This window comes from Amycolatopsis sp. NBC_01488, from assembly GCF_036227105.1.
Lineage (GTDB): Bacteria > Actinomycetota > Actinomycetes > Mycobacteriales > Pseudonocardiaceae > Amycolatopsis.
Genome location: NZ_CP109434.1, coordinates 8696621 through 8717684 on the forward strand (window position 1 = coordinate 8696621; position 21064 = coordinate 8717684).

At 71.8% G+C, this 21064-nt stretch carries 20 protein-coding genes and 1 pseudogene; 12 read left to right on the forward strand and 9 right to left on the reverse strand.

What is annotated here, in order from left to right:
• Positions 1-151: 151 nt before the first annotated feature.
• Positions 152-3547 carry a glycosylhydrolase-like jelly roll fold domain-containing protein gene (locus OG738_RS40860; protein ID WP_329049140.1) on the reverse strand — a complete coding sequence of 1132 codons (3396 nt, stop codon included), beginning with the start codon at positions 3545-3547 and terminating at the stop codon, positions 152-154.
• 325 nt (positions 3548-3872) lie between these two features.
• Between OG738_RS40860 and OG738_RS44835 the strand changes: the two genes are divergently transcribed.
• From OG738_RS44835 to OG738_RS40890, 6 genes and pseudogenes are all read left to right on the forward strand, one after another.
• A complete protein-coding gene (locus OG738_RS44835) occupies positions 3873-4481 on the forward strand; it encodes an Lsr2 family DNA-binding protein (RefSeq protein WP_442875844.1) in 609 nt (202 codons plus the stop codon).
• Between the two features lie 128 nt (positions 4482-4609).
• Positions 4610-4945, forward strand: coding sequence for an STAS domain-containing protein (locus OG738_RS40870; protein ID WP_329049142.1), 336 nt, complete (start codon positions 4610-4612; stop codon positions 4943-4945).
• Positions 4942-5880, forward strand: a complete 939-nt coding sequence (locus OG738_RS40875) for a sensor histidine kinase (RefSeq protein ID WP_329049143.1) — start codon at positions 4942-4944, stop codon at positions 5878-5880. Before OG738_RS40870 ends, OG738_RS40875 begins: the two co-directional genes overlap by 4 nt.
• A 93-nt stretch (positions 5881-5973) precedes the next feature.
• Positions 5974-6297: pseudogene (locus OG738_RS40880) on the forward strand (ATP-binding protein); the annotation flags it as partial.
• A 200-nt stretch (positions 6298-6497) separates the two neighbouring features.
• The gene (locus OG738_RS40885) at positions 6498-6659 is read left to right on the forward strand and encodes a hypothetical protein (protein ID WP_329057089.1); all 162 of its coding nucleotides are present in this window, start codon (positions 6498-6500) and stop codon (positions 6657-6659) included.
• Positions 6660-6989: 330 nt separating this feature from the next.
• Positions 6990-7622: a TetR/AcrR family transcriptional regulator gene (locus OG738_RS40890; RefSeq protein WP_329049144.1), complete on the forward strand. Its 633-nt coding sequence runs from the start codon at positions 6990-6992 to the stop codon at positions 7620-7622.
• Here the strand turns inward: OG738_RS40890 and OG738_RS40895 are convergent.
• The gene (locus OG738_RS40895) at positions 7612-8559 is read right to left on the reverse strand and encodes a helix-turn-helix transcriptional regulator (protein WP_329049148.1); all 948 of its coding nucleotides are present in this window, start codon (positions 8557-8559) and stop codon (positions 7612-7614) included. The two genes, OG738_RS40890 and OG738_RS40895, sit on opposite strands and share 11 nt — an antisense overlap.
• Positions 8560-8621: 62 nt before the next feature.
• Here OG738_RS40895 and OG738_RS40900 point away from each other — a divergent pair, with 62 nt between their 5' ends.
• The gene (locus OG738_RS40900; protein WP_329049149.1) at positions 8622-9176 is read left to right on the forward strand and encodes a DinB family protein; all 555 of its coding nucleotides are present in this window, start codon (positions 8622-8624) and stop codon (positions 9174-9176) included.
• Positions 9173-10261, forward strand: coding sequence for a winged helix DNA-binding domain-containing protein (locus OG738_RS40905; RefSeq protein ID WP_329049150.1), 1089 nt, complete (start codon positions 9173-9175; stop codon positions 10259-10261). The genes OG738_RS40900 and OG738_RS40905 overlap by 4 nt, the downstream gene beginning before the upstream one ends.
• Before the next feature lie 148 nt (positions 10262-10409).
• On the opposite strand, the gene OG738_RS40910 is transcribed toward OG738_RS40905, so the two are convergent.
• On the reverse strand, positions 10410-11366 hold the full coding sequence (locus OG738_RS40910; RefSeq protein WP_329049151.1) for a helix-turn-helix transcriptional regulator: 957 nt from the start codon (positions 11364-11366) through the stop codon (positions 10410-10412).
• Between the two features lie 102 nt (positions 11367-11468).
• Between OG738_RS40910 and OG738_RS40915 the strand changes: the two genes are divergently transcribed.
• Together OG738_RS40915 and OG738_RS40920 are read left to right on the forward strand one after the other, a co-directional pair.
• Complete coding sequence (locus OG738_RS40915; protein WP_329049152.1) at positions 11469-11927, forward strand: nucleoside deaminase; 459 nt, start codon at positions 11469-11471, stop codon at positions 11925-11927.
• 24 nt (positions 11928-11951) lie between these two features.
• Positions 11952-12914 carry an isopenicillin N synthase family dioxygenase gene (locus OG738_RS40920; RefSeq protein WP_329049154.1) on the forward strand — a complete coding sequence of 321 codons (963 nt, stop codon included), beginning with the start codon at positions 11952-11954 and terminating at the stop codon, positions 12912-12914.
• 55 nt (positions 12915-12969) lie between these two features.
• Here OG738_RS40920 and OG738_RS40925 read toward each other — a convergent pair whose 3' ends face one another.
• The gene (locus OG738_RS40925) at positions 12970-14238 is read right to left on the reverse strand and encodes a GGDEF domain-containing protein (protein WP_329049155.1); all 1269 of its coding nucleotides are present in this window, start codon (positions 14236-14238) and stop codon (positions 12970-12972) included.
• A gap of 228 nt (positions 14239-14466) precedes the next feature.
• Here OG738_RS40925 and OG738_RS40930 point away from each other — a divergent pair, with 228 nt between their 5' ends.
• Positions 14467-15426, forward strand: a complete 960-nt coding sequence (locus tag OG738_RS40930) for a chitinase (protein WP_329049156.1) — start codon at positions 14467-14469, stop codon at positions 15424-15426.
• 99 nt (positions 15427-15525) lie between these two features.
• Here OG738_RS40930 and OG738_RS40935 read toward each other — a convergent pair whose 3' ends face one another.
• Together OG738_RS40935 and murJ are read right to left on the reverse strand one after the other, a co-directional pair.
• Positions 15526-16038: a hypothetical protein gene (locus tag OG738_RS40935; RefSeq protein ID WP_329049157.1), complete on the reverse strand. Its 513-nt coding sequence runs from the start codon at positions 16036-16038 to the stop codon at positions 15526-15528.
• A 127-nt stretch (positions 16039-16165) separates the two neighbouring features.
• On the reverse strand, positions 16166-17947 hold the full coding sequence (gene murJ / locus OG738_RS40940) for a murein biosynthesis integral membrane protein MurJ (RefSeq protein WP_329049158.1): 1782 nt from the start codon (positions 17945-17947) through the stop codon (positions 16166-16168).
• Positions 17948-18068: 121 nt separating this feature from the next.
• Here murJ and map point away from each other — a divergent pair, with 121 nt between their 5' ends.
• Positions 18069-18851 carry a type I methionyl aminopeptidase gene (gene map, locus OG738_RS40945; RefSeq protein ID WP_329049159.1) on the forward strand — a complete coding sequence of 261 codons (783 nt, stop codon included), beginning with the start codon at positions 18069-18071 and terminating at the stop codon, positions 18849-18851.
• A gap of 36 nt (positions 18852-18887) precedes the next feature.
• Here map and OG738_RS40950 read toward each other — a convergent pair whose 3' ends face one another.
• From OG738_RS40950 to OG738_RS40960, 3 genes are all read right to left on the reverse strand, one after another.
• Positions 18888-19145: a hypothetical protein gene (locus tag OG738_RS40950; RefSeq protein WP_329049160.1), complete on the reverse strand. Its 258-nt coding sequence runs from the start codon at positions 19143-19145 to the stop codon at positions 18888-18890.
• Between the two features lie 482 nt (positions 19146-19627).
• Positions 19628-20224, reverse strand: coding sequence for a TetR/AcrR family transcriptional regulator (locus tag OG738_RS40955; protein ID WP_329049162.1), 597 nt, complete (start codon positions 20222-20224; stop codon positions 19628-19630).
• The gene (locus OG738_RS40960; RefSeq protein ID WP_329049163.1) at positions 20221-21054 is read right to left on the reverse strand and encodes an SDR family oxidoreductase; all 834 of its coding nucleotides are present in this window, start codon (positions 21052-21054) and stop codon (positions 20221-20223) included. Before OG738_RS40960 ends, OG738_RS40955 begins: the two co-directional genes overlap by 4 nt.
• Positions 21055-21064 lie beyond the last annotated feature (10 nt).

Genomic DNA, 21064 nt, shown 5'->3' on the forward strand with positions numbered 1-21064 from the left:
GCTGGCACTGTCGGCCAAACCGCCCATCCGCCGTTCGTCACGGAGCAGGACTTCATCGCCGCGAAACAAATCCCGCAGCGGATCAGCGCGCCGGCCCTCGAGCGCGCCTGCCGGCGAAAGGGGGAGTACCTCACCTTCACCACGCGGCACTTCAAGCTCCAAGTGCGCCGCGAGGAGCTTGAGGCCGGCTGGTGGCGCTTCGGGACAGCGGGACGTCGACGAGGCGGTACGGCTGCAAGCTCACCGGACCGAGCAAGCCGGACGCGATCACCTGACCACGCGCGTTCGCCCCGGTGTTGGTCACCCGCACCCGCACCTTGTTGCGGCCCGGCCGCAGCGCCGCCGTGACGTCCACCCGATACGGCGGCCACAGCCGTGCCCCGACCGGCTTTCCGTTGACCTCGACCTCGGCCACCTCGTGGACTTCCCCCAGATCAAGGGTCCACTTCCGGCCGGACGAGGCGGCTACGTCGAATTCCCTTTCGTACCAGGCCGCACCCGAGTACGCCGGGTCCAGGTCGGTCCAGGACCCGAGCGGGCGCGTGCTCACCGGAGCGCCCGCGCGGTCGAAGTGGAACGCCCAGTCGCCGCCGAGCGGGACCGTTGCGAGCGGATCGGACACCGTCGTGCTGCCGGCGTAAGAGCGGCCGCTGTCGGTCGCGGTGACCATCACCGGGCCCGGCCCGGTCACGCGCACCGTCGCGATCGCGGTCCGGCGGTCGATGCGCACGCGCTCCACTGGCGCCGACGCCTCCACCGCGTGGGCGGTTTCCGGTCCGGCGCCGAACACCACCAGCAGCGTCGCTTTCGGCTCGAGCCGAAGGACCACCGCCGTGCCACCGGACGGCGCCCGCCGCCACACACCCGCCGGTTCGGCAGTGCCGGTGTCGGGGTCCCACACTTCGGGCACACCGGTCGCCGGGAACGTCGCGGTGAGGTCGACGGCTTCGGCGCGTTCGTTGAGCACTACGAACGCGGGACGGCCGTCGGGTTCCAGGCGCAGCACGCGGACGTCGTCGTGCCGCGGTTCCAGCGACGCCGCCGCCCCACCGGCGGTGACCGCCGCGGCCGCGGCCGCTACCGGGTCGGCGACCCGGATCGCCGAGCGCGCGGTGAACAACTCGTTCAGCGCGGCGCGCAGGCTAACGTCGTCGCCCCCGGCTTCGTGGGCCGGTGGTTCGCCGACGACGATCACCATGCCCCCGCCGCGGACGAACCGGATCAGCGTCCGCACCGCCCCGACCGCGAGGATCGGCGTCCGGGGCAGCACCACGATGCCGTACGCCTGCTGTCCCACGACCAGCTTCGGCCCGGTCGGCCGCGCGTGCACCACCAGGGCGGGATCGGCGTCGAGCGCGCCTTCGTCGAGGAAGTCGAAGTCGACCTGGACGTCCTCCAGCGCGTGGGCGGCGGTGAGGAACGCCGTGTCGAGCTCGGCCATCGCCGGAGTGTCCTGTGTGGACTCGACCGCGCGTTGCGACTGGATCAGCGCGGTGGGGGCTCGGGCGGGAGCGCGGCACGCCTCCATCAGCCGGCCGATCCAGTCGTTCAGCGGCGCCGAAACGGCCCACCACGGGTTGGCCGGCTGGAACGGCGGCGGGTAGACGATCTGGTTCTCGTCGCTGAACCTCGCGTGCAGCAGCGTGTGGTTCACCCCGCGCACGGCGAACGCCCCGACGACCTCGCGGACGAACGCCGGCGTGACCTGCCAGCCGGTGCCGCCCATCGCCTCGAGGTAGACGCGCTCCAGCCCCAGCTGGTGCGCGGTGCTGGCCGGCCAGCGCGACAGCGTGCGATGGTAACCCCGCTGGTAGTGGTCGAAGATCAGGTCGGTGCCCGGCACCTGCGCCCACTGGTTGTTCGTGTTCAGGTTGCCGGAGCTGCGCAGCTGCTCGCCCGGGCCGTACTCGTCCCACAGCGGGTTCGAGATCAGCTTCAGGCCGTGGCCGGCCAGCCACTGGCCCTGTGTCCGGTAGTACGCGGCGGCGAACCGGTTGCTCACCGCGCGCCAGAACACCCCGCGCAGCCGCAGACCGGCGTTGCCGAGGCCGGTGTCATGCACCGCGGTCAAGGCAATGCCCGGCGTCGTCCCGAGGTTGCGCAGCTCCGCGTCCAGCGTGGGCGACCACGGAACCGTGTCGAACGGGCCGTCGGCCGAGGCGAGATACGGCTCGTCGTCGGCGAAGCCGCGCAGGACCGCGCCCGGCGCCCACGGGAACCGGCGCACGTACTCCCCCGGCACGGCGTCGACGAACAGCCGTACCGCCTCGTCGTCGAGCAGGTCCAGGTAGGCGCGGCCGGTGCCGGTGGGCGTGCTCAGGTCGCGGACGGTGAACAGGTCCAGCCGCCAGCTCCCGGCCGGCGGCGTCCACGTGCCGCCCGCCCGGGCCTGCGTGGTCAGGTCCACCAGCGTGGCGGGGTCCGTCGAGGATGCCGGCCGGGCGGCCGCGGCGACCAGCGGCACGCCGGTCGCGGGCAGGTCGAAGCTATCGAGGGCGGCGGCGTTGTCGAACGTCTCGGCGTAGAGCACGCCGCCGTCCGGATCGCGCACGGTCAGGCTGTCCCACGAGGAGCGCTGGCTCGCCACCGCGCGCACCCCGACCCGGCCGGTCGCGTACTTCAGGCCGTCCACCGCGGGCTGCGCGACGCCGTCGAGCGTCACGGTCAGGCTCGTCCCCCGGACCCGCACCGCCAGCTCGTGGTCCGCGGCGGGGTCGAACCCCGGGACCGGCGTACCGCCCCGGGTCTGGGTGAACGCGCCGCTGGTCTGCTGCCAGATGTCGACGGCGCCGTCGCTGCGCAGGTCGGCGAGGACGCCGTTGCCCTCGTCGGCGCTGCGCACCATGAGCCCGGCGGTGGCGCTTTCGACGCGGACCTTCGCCACGACGTCGTAGTCCTGCCACCCGGCGCCGTCGCGCAGCAAGGTCACGCCGTCGCGGGCCGCGGCGTCGACCAGCAACCGGCCGCCCGATACCGAGAGTCCCCGGCTGATCAGCGGCACCGGCGTGCCGCCCTCGACGGTCAGGACCTGGTGTCCCACGCCCTTGAGCCGCAGGTCGGGCCGCGGCCGGTAGACGCGGTCGCCGACCTTGCCGCCGTCGACGACCAGGCCGCCGGCGCGGCCGCTCGGGAAGTAGTCGTCGTTGAACAGCCACAGGTGCATGCCGTGCCGCTGCGCCTCGCGCAGAGTGAACTCGATGATCGCGAACCAGTCTTCGGTGAAGAACGCCGGTTTCAGCGCGGCGGTGTCGAACGGGAACACGAGGACTTCGTGGATGCCCTTGTCCCGCAGGTCCGCCAGCCCGTCGGCGACGAGGGCGGTGGTGACGGTGCCGTTCCAGAACCACAGCACGGTGGGCCGCGAATCCGGGCGTGGATCGACGAACCGGCCCGCCGCGGAACCGGTCTCCGGTGCGGCGTAGGCGAACTTCCACCCACCGGCCGTGCCGGCGACGACCGCGGCCGAGGCAAGTGCGAGCACCCGACGCCGGGACAGCCGGAACTCCCCGCCGATCGCCGGTGAACGCAAGGAATCGGGCTCGGTCATCGTGATCCTCCCCCGCTGCGCGGCCGAACGGTCGCTTGCGGCGCACGGTTGGATTGAAACGATTCAAGTTTAGGGAACCTACGTGACGCAGGTCACGAGCGTCAAGATTTGTCCCCCAAGTTGTCCGATCACCGCATCCGTCATCGACTTGTCTTGCACGGCTCAACGCGGCCCTCGGCTCCGCGTCGAGGTGCGGGTACGCGTAGACGTAGCCGCCGTCGAGTGCCCGGCACGGAACGGCGCGCTGGCCTGTGACGCTCAGGGCCGTAGGTACACGTGTCGATGACCGTCTTCATCGGCGGCCGATGGGCTCGCCACCAGCGCGATGCGGAGCTGCTGTGGCGACCGACTACCTGAACTCTGTCATCTCACGAGCAGGCGTAATACAGCGGCGAGCCGTATCCGCCTGGCGATCACTCGGCGACGGCAACCTGAGGTATCGACACCGAAGCTACCCCTACGGAGAAGAACAGGAGCCCGCGACCTGCAGAAGTACGCGATATGCCTGGTCGAGCCATGTGCTGCACTTCCCCGACACGGAAGAGGTCATCCGACGACGCCGACCTTCGCGCACCACCTGAGCCGTAGGTCGAAGTCCCTGGGGGGACTTGAACCCCCACACGTCGGATATCTCCCGTGTTCGGGGAGATCATGCGCTCATAGTAGCGCAGAGTCATCAGGGGTCGCACAGCCCTTCGGCCCGCTCTGCGCGCGTCGCGACCGGCCAGTCAACAGTCGGCACGACGGACCACGAGCGCTCGCGAGCGGTCCGCTCTGGGCCAGCGAGTACGGCTACGAAGTCTCCGAGCGGGGCCGTCTCTCCTCCGAGATTGTCACCGCCTACGACGAAGCGCAGCGGCAAGCCGCCCAACCAGCCCCGGCGCCGGCCCGCAAGCGGGCACTGCGCAAGAAGGTCGCCGCCGCGAAGAAGTAACGCCCGTGACAGCCGGTCACTGGGGAGGGATCGCAGCGAGGGCGGCCCGCGGTGGGCTTTGACTGAACCGGACCGCGAACCTGGGTCACCGGCACCCGTGCCGGGGCTACCCGCCGTATGCTGCAGGGGTGACGGCTTCCCATCGCAGCCAGTTGCAGATGATTCGGCTCCCAGGACAGCGTGGAGTGCAGGTCATCGGCGACGTCGACCTCAGCACCCGCGACATCTGGCAGCGTGCCCTGGGATCGGCGACCGCCAACGCCGCGCCCGCCCGGCTGGAGCTGTCCCAACTGGCGTTCATCGACGCCCGCGGCACCGCCATGCTGGTCGATACCGCACGCCACCAGCCCGACACGGCACCGCTCACACTCAACCGCCCACCAGCGATCCTGTCCCGGATGCTGACCCTGCTATACCCGGCAGCGCCAGTGAACATCGTGATCGAAGAACTGGAACTGTCATGAGCACGCCCGTCGAGACACGCGATCACGAGCCGTTCATCCATCCCGCCCTCTTCTACCGGGACGCCGACGAGTACCTCGCCGGCACCGTCCCGTTCGTCCGGGACGGACTCGCCGCGGGCGAGCCGGTCGCCGTGTCGGTCCCCGCAGCCAACCTCGCGCTGCTGCGCGCCGAACTCAGCGCCGACGCCGACCGGATCACCCTGATGGACATGGGCATCGCCGGACGCAACCCCGGCCGGATCATCCCCGGTGTGCTGCGCGCCTTCGCCGACACCCACACCGACCGACACGTCCGCATCATCGGCGAACCCATCTGGCCGGACCGCAGCGCGCACGAATACCCCGCCTGCGTCCAGCACGAAGCCCTGATCAACCTGGCCTTCGCCGGCCGGGACGTCACCATCCTCTGCCCCTACGACACCCAGAACCTGCCCTCGGCGGTCCTGGTCGACGCCGAAGCCACCCATCCGCTGCTCATCGACAGCGCCGGCCAACGCTCCAGCACCGCCTACGACCCCGAGGCGATCATCGCCGGCTACAACCAGCCGCTGCCCGAACCTGCCGACGCCGCCGACCTCACCGTCGACGCCACCAATCTCGCCCAGGCCCGAACCCTCGCCCGCACCCACGCCCACGAAGCGGGCTTGTCGCAGGACAAGGCCGCCGACGTGGAACTGGTCGTCACCGAACTGGTCACCAACAGTATCGACCACGGCGGCGGCTCCGGCACCCTGCGGATCTGGACCGTCGACGGGCACCTCGTATGCCAGGTCCGCGACCAGGGCACCTTGACCGACCCGCTGGCCGGACGGCACCCTGTCCCACCCGAGGCACACCGCAACCGCGGCCTGCTGCTGGTCAACCACATGGCCGATCTGGTCCGCTTCCACACCAGCACCGGCGACACCACCATCCGCGTCCACTTCCGGCTATGACCGCCGGTGAGGCTGCCACGACGAACGAGACGTCGGTGCGATGGCTCGCGGGGTACGCCGAATCGATGAGCACCCTCACGGAGAACCCGCCCGGTGCATGGTGACCACGTCGACGGTGCTGCCGCGCCCTGGGTCATCGACCTGCACGGCACCGATCCCTCCGCCTTAGCCTCGATACGCCGATGGGCCGCGCGGCTACTGCCTCACCTCGGCACCGAACACCGCAACGACGTTCTGCTCGTGATCGACGAACTGGCCGCCAACGCCTACCTCTACGGCGGTGGACCGGTCCGCGCCCGCATCACCGCCCTGACCACCCCGTGCCGGGTCGTCGTCGAAGTCGACGACCGCTCACCTACGCACCCATTCCCTCCCGCGTCGCGATCGGAATCTCACGACGCTTCCGGGTACGGCGTGTCCCTGATCAGCGAGCGCGAACCAGGCGACGGCCCCGTTCTGGTCGTGGGGATCATGAGCAGCTTCTGCGGCACCGCGATGAGCGCCCGATCGGTCGCTCGCGCTATCACACGCTGTGGAAGCGCCTCGGCCATCATCTTCCGTGGATCGGTGAGATGGGGATCACTGCGCATTGGATCCGGTACACCACGCGGACGTGGGTGGAGCGGAACTACGGCTATGCCATGGCGGCGTCGTTCGCCGGGCACGCCGCGACGGGTTACCAGACCAGCAGCACGATGACCTATGTCGCGGCCAGTGTCGAAGAGCCGGCGGTGGCGGTGGCAGCGCTCACCGTGGAGCCTCATCCGCTCGCCGTATGAGGCGGGCGGGCCGTCGTCGCCGGCGGTTTCACCGCGAGGGAGGCCCGCCACGTCTGAGGTGGCGGTGTGGACCGCACGTCCTCGGCGGCCGCACCCGCCACCAAGCGGACTCTACCGGGTCATCGAACCCATGTTCGACCCCAGGCGAGCACAGCACAGCTGCCCGGAGTCGCCCCCCGATAGCAAGACCCCCTAGCCTCACCGGCATGACGTCCCCATTTTGGGGATGGATCCCCAGATCCCTCGACAAAGCGCCCGCTTACAATGAGCACGATCGGGGCCGGCCGTCGTGCCCGCCACTCGGGCGGTGCGATCTGGAAGGATCAGCGGATGACCATGTCGCTTTCGGCGGAACTGTGGCCGGACGTGCAGCCCGAGACCGCCCGGCGGCTGATGCTCGCCGGGGTGGAAGCGTTCGCCAAGCGCGGGTACCACGCCACCACCACGCGGGACATCGCCGGCGCGGCCGGGATGAGTCCCGCCGCTCTCTACGTGCACTTTCCGTCGAAGGCCGCACTGCTGTTCGCGATCAGCCGGTACGGGCACGAGCAGACCCTCGCCCTGGTGGAGAACGTCGTCGCGAAGGAGTCCGATCCGGTCGAGCGGATCCGCCTGATCGTCGAGGACTTCGTGGCCTGGCACGCGCGGCGCCACACCGTCGCGCGGGTCGTGCAGTACGAGCTGCAGGCCCTGCCCGAGCAGGAGTTCGAAGTGGTCGCCGAGCTGCGGCGGCGCATCGAGCGGATCGTGCGCGAGGTGATCGCGGACGGCGTCGAGGCCGGCGTCTTCACGGTGTCCGACGCGCACATCTCGGCCCGCGCGGTGCTCTCCCTCGGCGTCGACGTCGCCCGCTGGTACACCGACCGCGCCCGCCAGACGCCGACCGCGCTCGGCAAGGAGTACGGCGGTCTCGTGCTGCGGATGCTCGGGGCGGCCACGGCTGAGACGCAGGTCACAGACTGAGCGGTCGTTCAGCCGCCGCGGCGTACCGGCGGGCCAGCCTCGCGAACGCGTCCTTCAGCTCCGGCGGCCCGACGACGTCGACGTCGGCGTCGAACCGGCCGATCGACGCCGCCAGGCCCGCCCACGACCAGGCCCCCAGCACCAGCCGGCACCGGTCCGGCCCCAGCTCCGCCACGACGCCGTCGCCCGCGTACGCCGACACGGCCGCCGCGGGCAGGTCCAGGATCACCTCGCCGCGGCAGAGCCACGCACCGCCGTCCCGGCCCGCGAACCGGTCCGCCACGAACGCCGCCACGTCTCCCCCGGGCAGGTCCCGGAGGGCGAACCGCGGTCCCGTCGGCACGCGCGGCGTGATCCGGTCGACGCGGAAGGTGCGCCAGTCCGCGCGGTCGAGGTCCCACGCCACCAGGTACCAGCGCCCGCCGCGGGTCACCAGGTGGTGCGGCTCCGCCCGGCGCGGCGGGCCCCCGGACGCGTAGTCGAACCGCAGCACTTCGCGGGCGTGGACCGCCGCGCTCAGCGCCGAAAGCACCGACGGGTCCACCGGCGGCCCCGCCGGCGAAACGGCCGTGACGCGCAGCGCGTCGACGCGGTGGCGCAGCCGGGCCGGCATCACCTGGCGGACCGTGGTCAGGGCCCGCGCCGCCGCTTCCTCGATCCCGCCGCCGCTCACCGTCCGCAGCGCCACCGCCATAGCGACCGCCTGCTCGTCGTCGAACAGCAGCGGTGGCAGGTCCGCGCCCGCGCCGAGCCGGTAGCCGCCGTCGGGCCCCTTCGCCGTCACGATCGGGTAGCCGAGCTCCCGCAGGCGGTCGACGTCGCGGCGGACCGTCCGCGCGCTCACCTCCAGCCGCTCGGCCAGCAGCGCGCCGGGCCAGTCGCGGCGCGCCTGGAGGAGCGACAGCAGGGCGAGCAGGCGCGCGGAGGTTTTCGGCATGCCGCCGATCTTGCCCGCAGTAGCGGACACACCCTGTCCGCTACCCCTGACACGGTGGTCCCATGAGCACCGAAACCGAACGCACCGACCTGATCGCCGAGCTGGCGGCGGCGCGCGCCGCCCTGGTCACCACCACGAACGACCTCACCGACGAGCAGGCCGGCGCGCGGCCGACCGTCAGCGCGCTCTGCCTCGGCGGGCTGGTCAAGCACGTCGCGGCCATGGAAGAGAACTGGCTGCGCTTCGCCGTCGACGGCCCGTCGACCATGCGCTTTGCTCTGCCTGACGGCGTCACCTGGGCGGACATGGCGGCCGGGACCGCCCGCGAGTACCCGCAGTGGGCGATCGACCACCAGAACGAGTTCGCCATGCAGCCCGGCGTGACCCTCGCGAGCGTGCTCGCGCGCTACGAAGACGTCGCGAAGCGCAGTGAGGACGTCATCCGCACCCTGGCCGACCTGTCCGTGACGCACCCGCTGCCGGACGCGCCGTGGAACCGGCCGGGGACGATGTGGAGCGCGCGGCGGGCCGTGCTGCACGTCATCGCCGAAACCGCCCAGCACGCCGGCCACGCCGACCTGCTGCGCGAGACGCTCGACGGACAGAAGTCGACGTGACGGTGCTGGACGTCCGGTCGCTCAACCGCGCGACGCTCGCCCGGCAACTGCTGCTCGACCGCGCCGGCCTGCCGATCCCCGACGCCGTCGCGCACCTGGGCGGCCTGCAGGCGCAGGAACCGCAGGAGCCGTTCACCGGGCTGTGGTCGCGGTTGCGCGCGTTCGACCCGGCGGCGCTGTCGGAGCTGCTCGCCGGGCGGCGCGTGGTGCGGACGCACCTGATGCGCCGGACCGTCCACCTGCTCACCGCGGACGACGTGCTGGCGTGGCGAGCGCGCTTCGGCGCCATGCTGCGCCAGCGCGTCCTCGGCACCTACCGCCGCGAGCTCGAGGGCGTCGACCTCGACGAGCTCGCGGCGGCGGGCCGGGCGGTCCTGGCCGACAGTGAGCCGCGCTCGATGGGCGAGCTGGCCCGGGCGGTCGCGGACCGGTGGCCGTCGGCCGGTCCGCGGCCTCTCGGCGAGCTGCTCGTGGCCGCGCTGATCCCGATGGCGCAGCTGCCGCCGCGCGGGCTGTGGCGGGTCAAGGCGGGCGTGCGGAACCTGCCGCTCGCGTCGTGGCTGGGCCGGGAGATCGACCCGCTCGCCCCGGACGACGAGGTGGGGCAGGCGCTGGTGAAGCGCTACCTGGCGGCGTTCGGCCCGGCGGCGACGGCCGACCTGCGCGCGTGGAGCGGCCTCGCGGGGCTGCCGGCGGCGGTCAAGGCGGTGCGCGAGGAGCTGGTGGCCTTCCGCGACGAGCGCGGCCGCGAGCTGCTCGACCTGCCGGACGCCCTGCGGCCGGACGCGGACACGCCGGCCCCCGTGCGGTTCCTGCCCGCGTTCGACAACGCGATCCTCGGCTACGACGACCGGACCCGCATCGTCGACGACGCCCACCGGGGGTTGTCGGTCGCGGGTGCCCGGGTGGTGCTGGTGGACGGCCGGGTTTCGGCGACCTGGACGGTCGCGGCCGACACGGTGGTGGTACGGCCGTTGCGGCGGCTGACCAGGCCCGAACGCTCGGCGGTCACCGAGGAGGGAAGCGAGCTGGCGTCGTTCCTCTCCGACGGCGAGAGCGATCGCATCCGCGTCGAACCGACCTAACCGACGGCCCGGGCGAAACGCTCGGCGACCTCGCGCAGCCAAGCGCCCAGACCCGGCGGGGTGAACCGGCCCCGCGAGGCAGCCCGCGAGCCCCGCCCGGTGCGACCCAACCCGGGCCCGGCCAGCCCGACGCGACGCGGCAGGCGGATCAGCCCACCGCCCGAGCAAAACGCTCGGCGACCTCGCGCAGCCGCTCCACCAGACCCGGCGGCGCCTCCTCCACCACGAAGTCGTACCCCCACTGCGCCAGGTGGTACGGCACCGTGTCCAGGGTGTTCGCCCCGATGCGGACCCGGCAGCTGTGCTCGTCGATCGGTTCCACCGCGCCGACCGTCGGCGGGATGCGGGCCGACAGCACCGACGCCGAAGCCGCCACGCGCAGCACGAGCTGGTGCGGGTACGGCGCCGACGAAATCTGGCGCGACACGTACGCCGCCAGGTCGTCGGCCGGCGGGTCGCGCGGGGTGAAGCGGAAGCTCGGCGCCGGGACGCCCGTGACGCGGTCCACGCGGAACGTGCGCCAGCCGGCGCGGTCCAGGTCGAACGCCACCAGGTACCAGCGCCGGCCGGTGTGGACCAGGCGCAACGGCTCGACCGAGCGTTCCGTCTCCGTCCCCGCGCGGTCGCCGTAGCCGAAGCGCAGCCGCTCGTGGTCGCGGCACGCCGCCGCGATCGTCGTCAGCACCGAAGCGTCGACCGTCGGGCCGCCGACGGGCAGCGAGACCGTCGCCGCGTGCAGCGCGCCCACCCGGGGCCGCAGCCGGGCCGGCAGCACCTGCTCCAGCTTCGCCAGCGCGCGCACCGACGTCTCCTCGATGCCGCTGACCGTGCCGCTCGCCGCCGTGCGCAGGCCGACCGCGACCGCGACGGCTTCGTCGTCGTCCAGCAGCAGCGGCGGGAGCGCGGCGCCCGCCCCGAGCCGGTAGCCGCCGGCGACACCGGGTGTCGCGTGCACCGGGTAGCCGAGGGAGCGCAGCCGCTCGACGTCGCGGCGGATCGTGCGGACGTCGACCTCGAGCCGCGACGCCAGGTCGGCACCCGGCCAGTCGCGCCGGGCCTGCAGCAGGGAGAGCAGCCGGAGCAGGCGTTCCGAAGTCCCGTACATGGCACGCAGTGTGCCAGACATCGAGGACAGTTCCGGTCCTCGATCCACCTGAGAAGTGGCCGGCCACTTGCCACGGACCGCGTCGGGCGGAAAGAGTGACGCATGCCGATCGACCCTGGCGCCCTGCTCGCCGTCGCCCGCGAGGAAGCCGAGCTGGGCAAGGCCGAGGGCGGCGTGCCGATCGGGGCCGCGCTGTTCGACACCGCCGGCACCCTGCTGGGCCGTGGCCACAACCGGCGCGTGCAGGACGGCGACCCCTCGATGCACGCCGAGACCTCGGCGTTCCGCAATGCCGGGCGTCGGCCGCACTACCGCGACACGATCATGGTCACGACGCTTTCGCCGTGCTGGTACTGCTCCGGGCTCGTCCGTCAGTTCGGGATCGGGCGCGTCGTCATCGGCGAGGCGGAAACGTTCCACGGCGGGCACGACTGGCTCGCCGGGCTCGGCGTGGAGATCACCCTGCTCGACGACCCCGCGTGCACCGCGCTGATGACGGAGTTCATCGCCGCGCGCCCGGACCTGTGGTTCGAGGACATCGGGGTCGAGAAGTCCGATTAGGACAGTGCTGTACGAGGAGCCGGTATGCCGTCAACCGTTCCACTCGTGGACCTCTCACCGTGGTTCGCGGGCACGTCCGAGGGCCGCGCCGAGGTGGCCGCCCGGATCGACAGCGCGCTGCGCGAGTCCGGGTTCCTGCTGGTCACCGGGCACGGCGTGCCGGACGACCTGCGCCGCCGGACGCGGGAGCTGGCGCGGGAGTTCTTCGCGCTGCCCGAGGACGTCAAGCAGCGCTACGCCGTGACCGTCGGCGGCCGCGGGTGGCTGCCGCCGGGCGTCGAGGCCAACGGCTACGCCGAGGGCACCGAGACCCCGCCGGACCTCAAGGAGTCGTTCTCCGCGGGCGCGGACCTCGGCGTGGGCGTCGCCGAGATCGACGGCTTCTGGTTCCAGGCCAACGTCTGGCCGGACGAGGTCCCGGGGCTCGCCGAGACGGCGACGGAGTACATGCGCCGGATGCGCGCGCTTTCGGACCACCTGCTGGAGATCTTCGCCGCGGCGCTCGGCCTGGCGGAGAGCCACTTCACCCGGCACACCGCGCAACCGACGTACACGTTCAACATCAACTGGTACCCGCCGATGACCCACGTCGGCGTGCCGGAGCCGGACCAGTTCCGGATCGGCCCGCACACCGACTTCGGCACGGTGACGGTCCTCGACCGCCAGGCCGGCGTCGGCGGCCTGCAGGTCTACACGGCCGGCGGCGAATGGGAGGACGCGCCGTTCCACCCGGACGCGCTCACGGTCAACATCGGCGACCTGATGGCCCGCTGGACGGGCGACCGCTGGCGGTCGACCCGCCACCGCGTCCTGCCCCCGGCGGCGTCGGCGCCCGACGAAGACCTGCTGTCGCTGATCTTCTTCTACGAGACCGACCACGACGCGCGGATCACGTCGCTGGCGCCGCCGCTGGGCAAGACGACGTACCCGGAAGTGATCGCGGCGGATTACCTGCGGGAGAAGCTGAACGCCATCACGGTCACCTGAGGCTCCTACCGCAGTCGTCGTGAGTGAGAAACAGCGTTCTAACGCTGTTTCTCACTCACGACCCCGGCTCCGCGCAGATCGTCCGGTTGCGGCCCGCGGCCTTCGCCCGCAGCACCGCCGCTTCCGCCGCCAGCAGGGCGTCGGCGAGCAGCCCGTCCACGCAGTCCGCGACGCCGATCGACACCGTCACGCCGACGAACTGCGGCCCGTCCCCCGATGCCTTCAACGCCACCAGCGTCGAGGCGACCCGCAGCCGGATCCGCTCGGCGATCGCCAGCGCGTCGAAGCGGCCCGTGCCGGGCAGCAGCACCGCGAACTCCTCGCCGCCGGAACGGCCCACGAGATCCGCGGCACGGACCTCGTCGCGCAGGGTGTCGGCGACCGCGCGCAGGACGGCGTCGCCGACGCGGACGCCGTAGCGGTCGTTGAGCTGGCGGAAGTGGTCGAGGTCGAGCAGCAGCACGGCCTGGCCGGGGCCGTGGCGGCCGAGCCGGTCCAGCTCGGCTTCGGCGGCCCCGCGCCACGACGCCGCGGTCAGCACGCCGGTGCCGGGATCGAGGGTCACGTGGTCGCGGCGGCCGCGGCCCAGCCCGCCGCGGTGCAGCACGACGGTGGCGCCGGCCAGCAGCGGGACGAGCAGCGGCGCGGCTTCGACGGCCCAGGCGAGCGGCAGGGCGGACGCCGTCATCGCGGCGTCGAAAGCGTGTCCCGGAAGAGCTTCCCGGGGACGGCGGGGGCCGTCGGCGGCGGTCACGAGCGCGGCGTTGACCGCCAGGAACACCGCACCGGCGACGGTCAGCAGGACGACGGTGCGCGGGTCGAGGACGGCCCCGAGCGGCCGGACGCCCGTCGCGGTGAGGAACGCCCCGGCGATGAGGCCCGCCAGCGCCGTCGCGGCGGCGCCGAACACCTGCCGGTACCCGGGTCTTCTGCGGACCCGGAACCACTGGTGCAGCGCGGAGAGCGCGACGAGCGTGACGGCGAGGCCCGGCCGGAGCACGAGCACCCCGGCGAAGATCCACGGGGTGTCGACGCCCGGGCCGAGGAGGGTGTCCTCGCGGTGGCGCTCCACCGTACGCGCGAGCTCCGCCGACACCAGCATCCCGGCCAGCAGCAGCGCGAACGGCGCGACCATCGCGCCGAGCGGCGGGAAGCGCAGGGCGGCGAGCACGGCGGCGGCGACGGCGAGGACGTCGATGACGACGAGGTAGAGGACCTGGCCGCGGCGCGGCAGCCGCCACAGCGCCCAGCGGCCGACGACGACGGCGGGCAGGAACCGGCCCGGGCGGCGTCCTCCGCCGGCGGCGACCGAATCCCCCACCATTTCGGCAAAGTAGCCGGAATGGGGAGCGCTGTCACTCCGCCTTCAGGGGAATCTCACAACGCCGACGCTCGGAAACCGGCTGCGCACGGTAAGTCATCTTTCCGACCCTCGGAGGGTTGACAGCCAACATTGGTCTAGTCCACTGTGTGGTGGCACACAGTGCTCCTCCAGGGTTGATCCCGCCGCCTCAAACCGGAGGTGCTCCACCCTGCACGTTTGGAGGACCCCATGAGATCAGTGCGCCGTCTGGTCACCCTCGCGGTCGCGGCCGGAGCCGCGATGGCGACGGCGGTCGGCCTCGCCCCGCAGGCCATGGCCGCGGTGGACCCGGTGCTCGCATCCCCGTACCTGTACCAGTGGGGCGGGCAGACCAGCCCGACCGCGGCGATGTCCGCCACCGGCGTGAAAGCGTTTACCCTCGCGTTCGTCCTGTCCGACGGCACCTGCAACCCGAAGTGGGACGGCAGCCGTTCGCTGACCGGCTCGGACAAGACGATGATCCAGAACATCCGCACCGCGGGCGGCGACGTCATCCCGTCCTTCGGCGGCTGGTCCGGCACCAAGCTGGGCTCGAAGTGCACGTCGGCGTCGGCGCTGGCCGGCGCGTACCAGAAGGTGATCGACGCCTACGGCCTCAAGGCGATCGACCTCGACATCGAGAACACCGACGAGTTCCAGAACACCACGGTCCAGGACCGCATCCTCAACGCGGTCAAGCTGACCAAGCAGAAGAACCCCAACCTCAAGGTGGTCGTCACGATCGGGACCACCACGACCGGCCCGGACTCGTGGGGCAAGCGTCTGATCAACCAGGCCAAGGCGATCGGCGCGCCGGTCGACGTCTGGTCGGTCATGCCGTTCGACTTCTCCAGCGGCGGCGACATGGCCGCCATGACGAAGTCCGCGGTCGACGGGCTGAAGAACCAGCTCAAGTCCACGTTCGGCTGGAGCGACGACACCGCCTACCGGCACAGCGGCCTCTCTTCGATGAACGGCAAGACCGACAACGCGGGCGAGACCGTCACGGTCGCGAACTTCACCTCCATCCGGAGCTACGCGACGAGCCACCACCTGGGCCGCTTCACGTTCTGGGCCACCAACCGCGACTGCAGCGGCGGCGGCGAGTGCAGCGGCATCACGCAGGCCAAGTACGCGTTCACCAAGATCGTCGCCGGGTACGCCGGCTGACGCTCGAGCCCGTAGTGGGGCTGTCGAAGGCCCTCTCACCGGCATCGGGGCCGGTGAGGGGGCCTTCGCGGGTTTCCGGTCAACGGGACCGGTTTCCGCTCACCGCACCGGCGTGCCGGAGGAGTACCTGCCGCAGTACGGGTAGCACCCGTAGTAGGGCGGAGGATAGGGCGGATAGGGCGGCGGCACGGGCTTCGGGAGCGTGATCGTCGTCGTCGGTGACGGCGGCAGGTCGATCGTCACCGTCGGCGTGGGGGTCGGCGTCTGCCGCGCGTGCATGACCACCGGGGACGGCGTCGTCGTGCGCGTCGGCGCGGCGATCACCGTCGAGGTCGGGATCCCGGTGGTGGCGGGTTGCAGCTGCGGGAACTGCGTCGTCCCCGGGACGGTTTCGGGCCGCGTCACCAGCGCGAGCACCAGGCCGCCGAGAACCACGATCACCGCCGACGCCAGTGCGATCCGGCCCGCCGCGCCGCGCGGCTCGGCGTCGGGATCACGCCGGGCGGCCGTCTCGGCCGAGCGCGAGCCGGGTTTGCGCGGCCGCGCCCCGGCCGCCCGCAGCAGTTCGTCGACCGTGACCCGGTCCCGCCGCCTGCGCGCCCTGCGCGTCATGCACGACCTCCACCCCATTGCTGATCCGGGTGGATAGTAGAAAGCCTTGGCGGAATTGTAAACGCGCTGATCGCAGCGCTCTCGTTACCGTTTCGAGACATCCGGATCGCGTTCCCGGCCGTAGTCGTCAACGAGACGCGAAACGCCGCAGGAGACCGCCCACGCGCCGGGTCACCGGAGTGAACTCGGGGAGCTTCAGCAGCGCCAGCAAGCCGAACGGGACGGCCATCCCCAGCAAGGTCTGGACCGGCAATTTCACCCAGGCGCCCGCGATCGCGCCGAGGGAGCCGGGCACGGCGTAGCCGGCGAGCACCGCCGCGCCGACGCCGAGCGCGCTCGCCGACAGGGTGATCAGCCCGACCCGCAGGGACCGCTTGCTGCGCAGGTGCCCGAGCCGGACCCACAGCCAGACCTGGCCGAGGACGGCGCCGACGACGAACCCGGCGCCGTTGACCAGCATCACGCCGTAGACGATGTGCTCGCCGTCGAGCAGGCCGCGGCAGAGCAGCAGCAGCGGGATCTTCACCGCGGTCATCACGAGCATGATGAGCGTGGGCGTGCGGGCGTCCTTCATCGCGTAGAACACCCGCAGCTGCAACATGACCAGCGCGAACGGCAGCAGCCCGACGGCGGAGACGGCGAGGGTCTGGCCGAGCCGCTCCGCGTCGCCGAGGGTGCCGCGGCCCCAGGTGAAGATCGCGATGCCGACCGGCGTGCCGACCACGGCCAGCACGGCGGAGATCGGCACGAACAGCACCGTCGAGATGCGGGAAGCCAGCGAGAGGTCGCCGACGAGGGCGACCGTGTCGCCGTCCGCGGCCGCGCGGCTCATCCGCGGCATCAGCGCGGTCAGCAGCGAGACGCCGAGGATGCCGTACGGGAGCTGGAAGAGCAGGGACGCGTAGCTGTAGGCCGTGACGCCGCCGCTCGTGCCGTGCGTCAGCACGCGGGTGGTGACGACGAACCCGACGTGGCTCACCACGACGTAGCCGAGGATCCACGCGGCGAGCCCGCCGAACTCCCTGATCCGCGGGTCGAAGCCCCAGCGCCAGCGGAACCGGAACCCGGTGCGCAGCAAGGCGGGCACCAGCACCACCGCCTGCACGACGATCCCGAGCGTGGTGCCGAGGCCGAGCACGAGCAGCTTCGGGTCGCCCATCCGGACCGGGTCGAGCGTCAGCTCCCCCGGCACCACCGCGAACACGACGAGCGTGGCGGTGACGACGACGTTGTTCAGCACCGGCGCCCAGGCGGGCGGGCCGAAGACGTTCTGCGCGTTGAGGATCGCCGAGAGCAGCGCGAAGAGGCCGTAGAACAGGATCTGCGGCAGCAGCAGGTACGCGAGCGCGGTCGTCAGCCCCGGGTTGGCCGTCGGAGACGATTTGTCGACGTAGAGCGCGGTGAACAGCGGCGCGATCGCCACCGCGACCGCCGTGCCGACGGTGAGCAGCACCAGCGCCATGGTGATCAGCCGCTGCGTGTAGGCGCGGCCGCCGTCCGGGTCGTCGTGGGAGCGGACCAGCAGCGGCACGACGACACTGGCGAGCACGCCGCCGAAGAGCAGCTCGAAGACGATGTTGGGCAGGGTGTTCGCGACGGTGAAGGAGTCGTTGACGACCCCGGTGCCGACCACGGCGGCCAGGAGCAGCTTCGCGACGAACCCGGTGACCCGGCTGACGGTCGACGCGACGGCCATCCGCCCGCTCGAGCGGGCCAGCGACGAGCCGGCGCCCTCACCCCGGCCGGCGGTGACGGGCGAGGCGGGCGGGCGGGCGACGATCTGGGTGGCGAACTCGTCGTAGGGCCGCCGGGAGACGTCGAGGTCGCGGGTCGGCCAGTGGGGGCCGCGCAGCTCGCTGGGGAGGAAGACCGTCGCATCGTCGTCGACCGGTGGTGGGGGTTCCGCCATGGCCCAAGCCTGCCAGGTCGCATGAGCTTCCGGGCAGCTTCCCACCCCGGACTGGTATTCCTATACCGGGACTGTGCTACCGTTCCGGTATAACTATACCGACCTGTGTGACGAGGTTTTCGTGATCGAACTGAAGACGCCTGTGGAGATCGACCGCATGCACGTGACGGGGCGCTTCGTCGCCGAGATCCTCACCGAGGTGGGCAGGCTCGCCGACGTCGGCGTCAACCTCATGGATCTCGAGCACCACGCGCGCGGGATGATCAAGCGGCGCGGAGCCGAGTCGTGCTACTGGGACTACGCGCCGTCGTTCGGCAAGGGCCCGTTCCGCAACGTCATCTGCCTGTCGGTCAACGACGCCGTCCTCCACGGCCTGCCGCACGACTACGTGCTGCGCGACGGCGACGTGCTGACCGCCGACCTCGCGGTCAGCATCGACGGGTGGGCGGCCGACTCGGCGCGCACGGTCATCGTCGGCACGCCCGCCGAGGAGGACCTGCGGATCGTCCGAGCCACCGAGGAAGCCCTGGAGGCGGCGATCGAAGCGGCCCGCCCCGGCAACCGGCTGGGCGACATCTCCGCGGCGATCGGGGCGGTGGCCCGCGAGTACGGCTATCCGGTCAACACCGAGTTCGGCGGGCACGGCATCGGCCGCACCATGCACGAGGACCTGCACGTGCCCAACAAGGGCGCGCCCGGGCGCGGGATGAAGCTCCGGCCGGGCCTGACGCTCGCGCTCGAACCCTGGTTCGCGCGCACGACCGACCGGATCGTCTACGACCCCGACGGCTGGACCATCCGTTCGGCGGACGGCTCCCGCACGGCCCACTCCGAGCACACGGTCGCCGTCACCGAAGGCGCGGCCCGGGTGCTCACCCGGCGGGAAGGCGAATCGAACACCTGAGCGAACAACGACAGCGCGTGACACGCGTGCCAGCGCTCAGGCGGCGACCGTGATCTCCAGCGCGGCGAGGCCGGCCTCGGTCAGTTCAGCGGGGACGCGTCCGGTGGCGGCTTCGGCGGCGGGACGCAGGTAGCCGCCGTGGGCGAGCGCGTGGGCCGTCATCTGATCGCAACAGGCGAATCCGTCGATGAAGAGGTCGGGCTCGCAGCTGCACGACATCTGCGCACGTCCAGCGGCCACCGCCTTCAGCATCGCCATCGCGCGGTGGGTGAGCTCGACTCCTGAACCGGACACCGGACTGCCTTCCTCTGCGTTCTTGCTACGTATAGTCATTCGCCCGTTGGGCCGATTGTGTTACTTACGACACTATGACGGTTCGGAGCCGGTTGGGGTTCCGGTGGGTCTCGGTTGGTGTCGGTGAACGGTTGGGGGATCTCGGCGAGCGGTCGGTCGGTCGCTGCTCGCCCGGCCAAAGATGTCCTCGCCGGACGGGCAGGCTCCGGGACGACCAACCAGCTCTCTTCTCGGTGTCTCCAGGCCGACTCGCCCCCTGGTGACAGGCTTCGAGCTTCAGGTCACCTCGCAGCACCGCGCGGATGTGGTCACCGGCGAGCAGGTCGTGCGGACAACCGAGGTCGATCGCGCCGGCCTCCTCGAGCCGAGCCAAGCCGGCTGGCCTCGGTGAATTCGACTTCCGGCCCCGGATCCGGATCCGGGTCAGCTGCTGGTGATCCACCGCGCCGCGGACGAGCGGAGCCAGGCGGCGCTGGACCCGCTCACCCGAGCCGCAGCTCCAGCGTCCGTGCCCACTCCCGCACGATCTGCTTGCGCCGGCGCGCGTCGTCCGTGAGCAGGTTTGCCAGGCCCAGCCCGCGGCCGAGGTCGAGAGTGGCCTGGACCAGTTCGCGCACGCCCGGGCGGGACTCGTCGACGCCGAGCAGCTCCACCGCCACCCGGTGCGCCTCGCGCCCGACCCGCGCTTCCAGCGGCACGAGCACGTCCCGCAGCGACTCGTCGGTCGCCGCGATCGACCACAGCTGCAGGGCCGCGCGGAACAGCGGGCCCGTGTACAGGTTGAGCACCATCTCGACGACCCGCTCGATGCGCGACGCCCCGGTCGGCAGGTCCGCGGCCTGGGCGCGCAGCTCGTCGATCTGCGACTGCCCGAGCAGGTCGACCGCCGCCACCACGAGGTCCTCCCGCGTCGGGAAGTGGTGCTGGGCCGCGCCGCGCGAGACGCCGGCCCGCTCGGCGATGCCGGCCACGGTCACGCCGTGCCAGCCACGCTCGCCGAAGCTGTCGAGCGCGGCCTCGATCAGCCGCCGCCGGGTGGTGCGGCTGCGCTCCTGCTGGGGTTCGCGGACGCCGGTCAAGCCGGGTCGACCCAGAAGTCGAGCTGGAGGTCCTCCTCCGCACCGCCGATGCGGTACTTCGCGAAGTCCGTCACGCCTTCTCCGCGCAGCACCTCGTCGTCGAGGAAGAAGTTCCCGGTCGCCTCGCCGCTCGGCTTGGTGAGGATCGCGTACGCGGCGTCGGCCATGATCTCCGGCGTCCGGCTGCGGTCGGCCAGTTCCGCGCCGACGACGTTGCGGATCGCCGCCGTGTCGATCGTCGTGCGCGGCCACAGCGAGTTGACCGCGACGCCGTCCTTCCTGAGTTCCGCCGCGAGCCCGACGGTCACCAGGCTCATCGAGTACTTCGCGATGCTGTACGCGAGGTGCCCGGCGGTGAACCACTTCTCGTCGAGGCTGATCGGCGGCGACAGGGTCAGGATGTGGGCGTTGGCCGAGCGCCGCAGGTGCGGAATGGCCAGTTTGGACAGCAGGAACGTGCCGCGTGCGTTGATGTCCTGCATGAGGTCGTAGCGCTTCATGCTGACCTGCTCGGTCGGCGTCAGGTCGATCGCGCTGGCGTTGTTCACGACGATGTCGATGCCGCCGAACTGCTCGGCGGTCTTCGCCACGGCGGCCGCGACACCGTCGTCGTCGCGGACGTCGCCGAGGATCGGCAGCGCGTGCCCGCCCGCCTTCTCGATCGCCTCGGCCGCCGTGTAGATCGTGCCGGGCAGCTTCGGGTGCGGTTCGGCGGTCTTGGCCAGCAGCGCGATGTTCGCGCCGTCCTTCGCCGCCCGGAGGGCGATCGCCTCGCCGATGCCGCGGCTGCCGCCGGACATGATGATCGTCTTGCCGTCCAAAGTAGACATGGCGACTCTC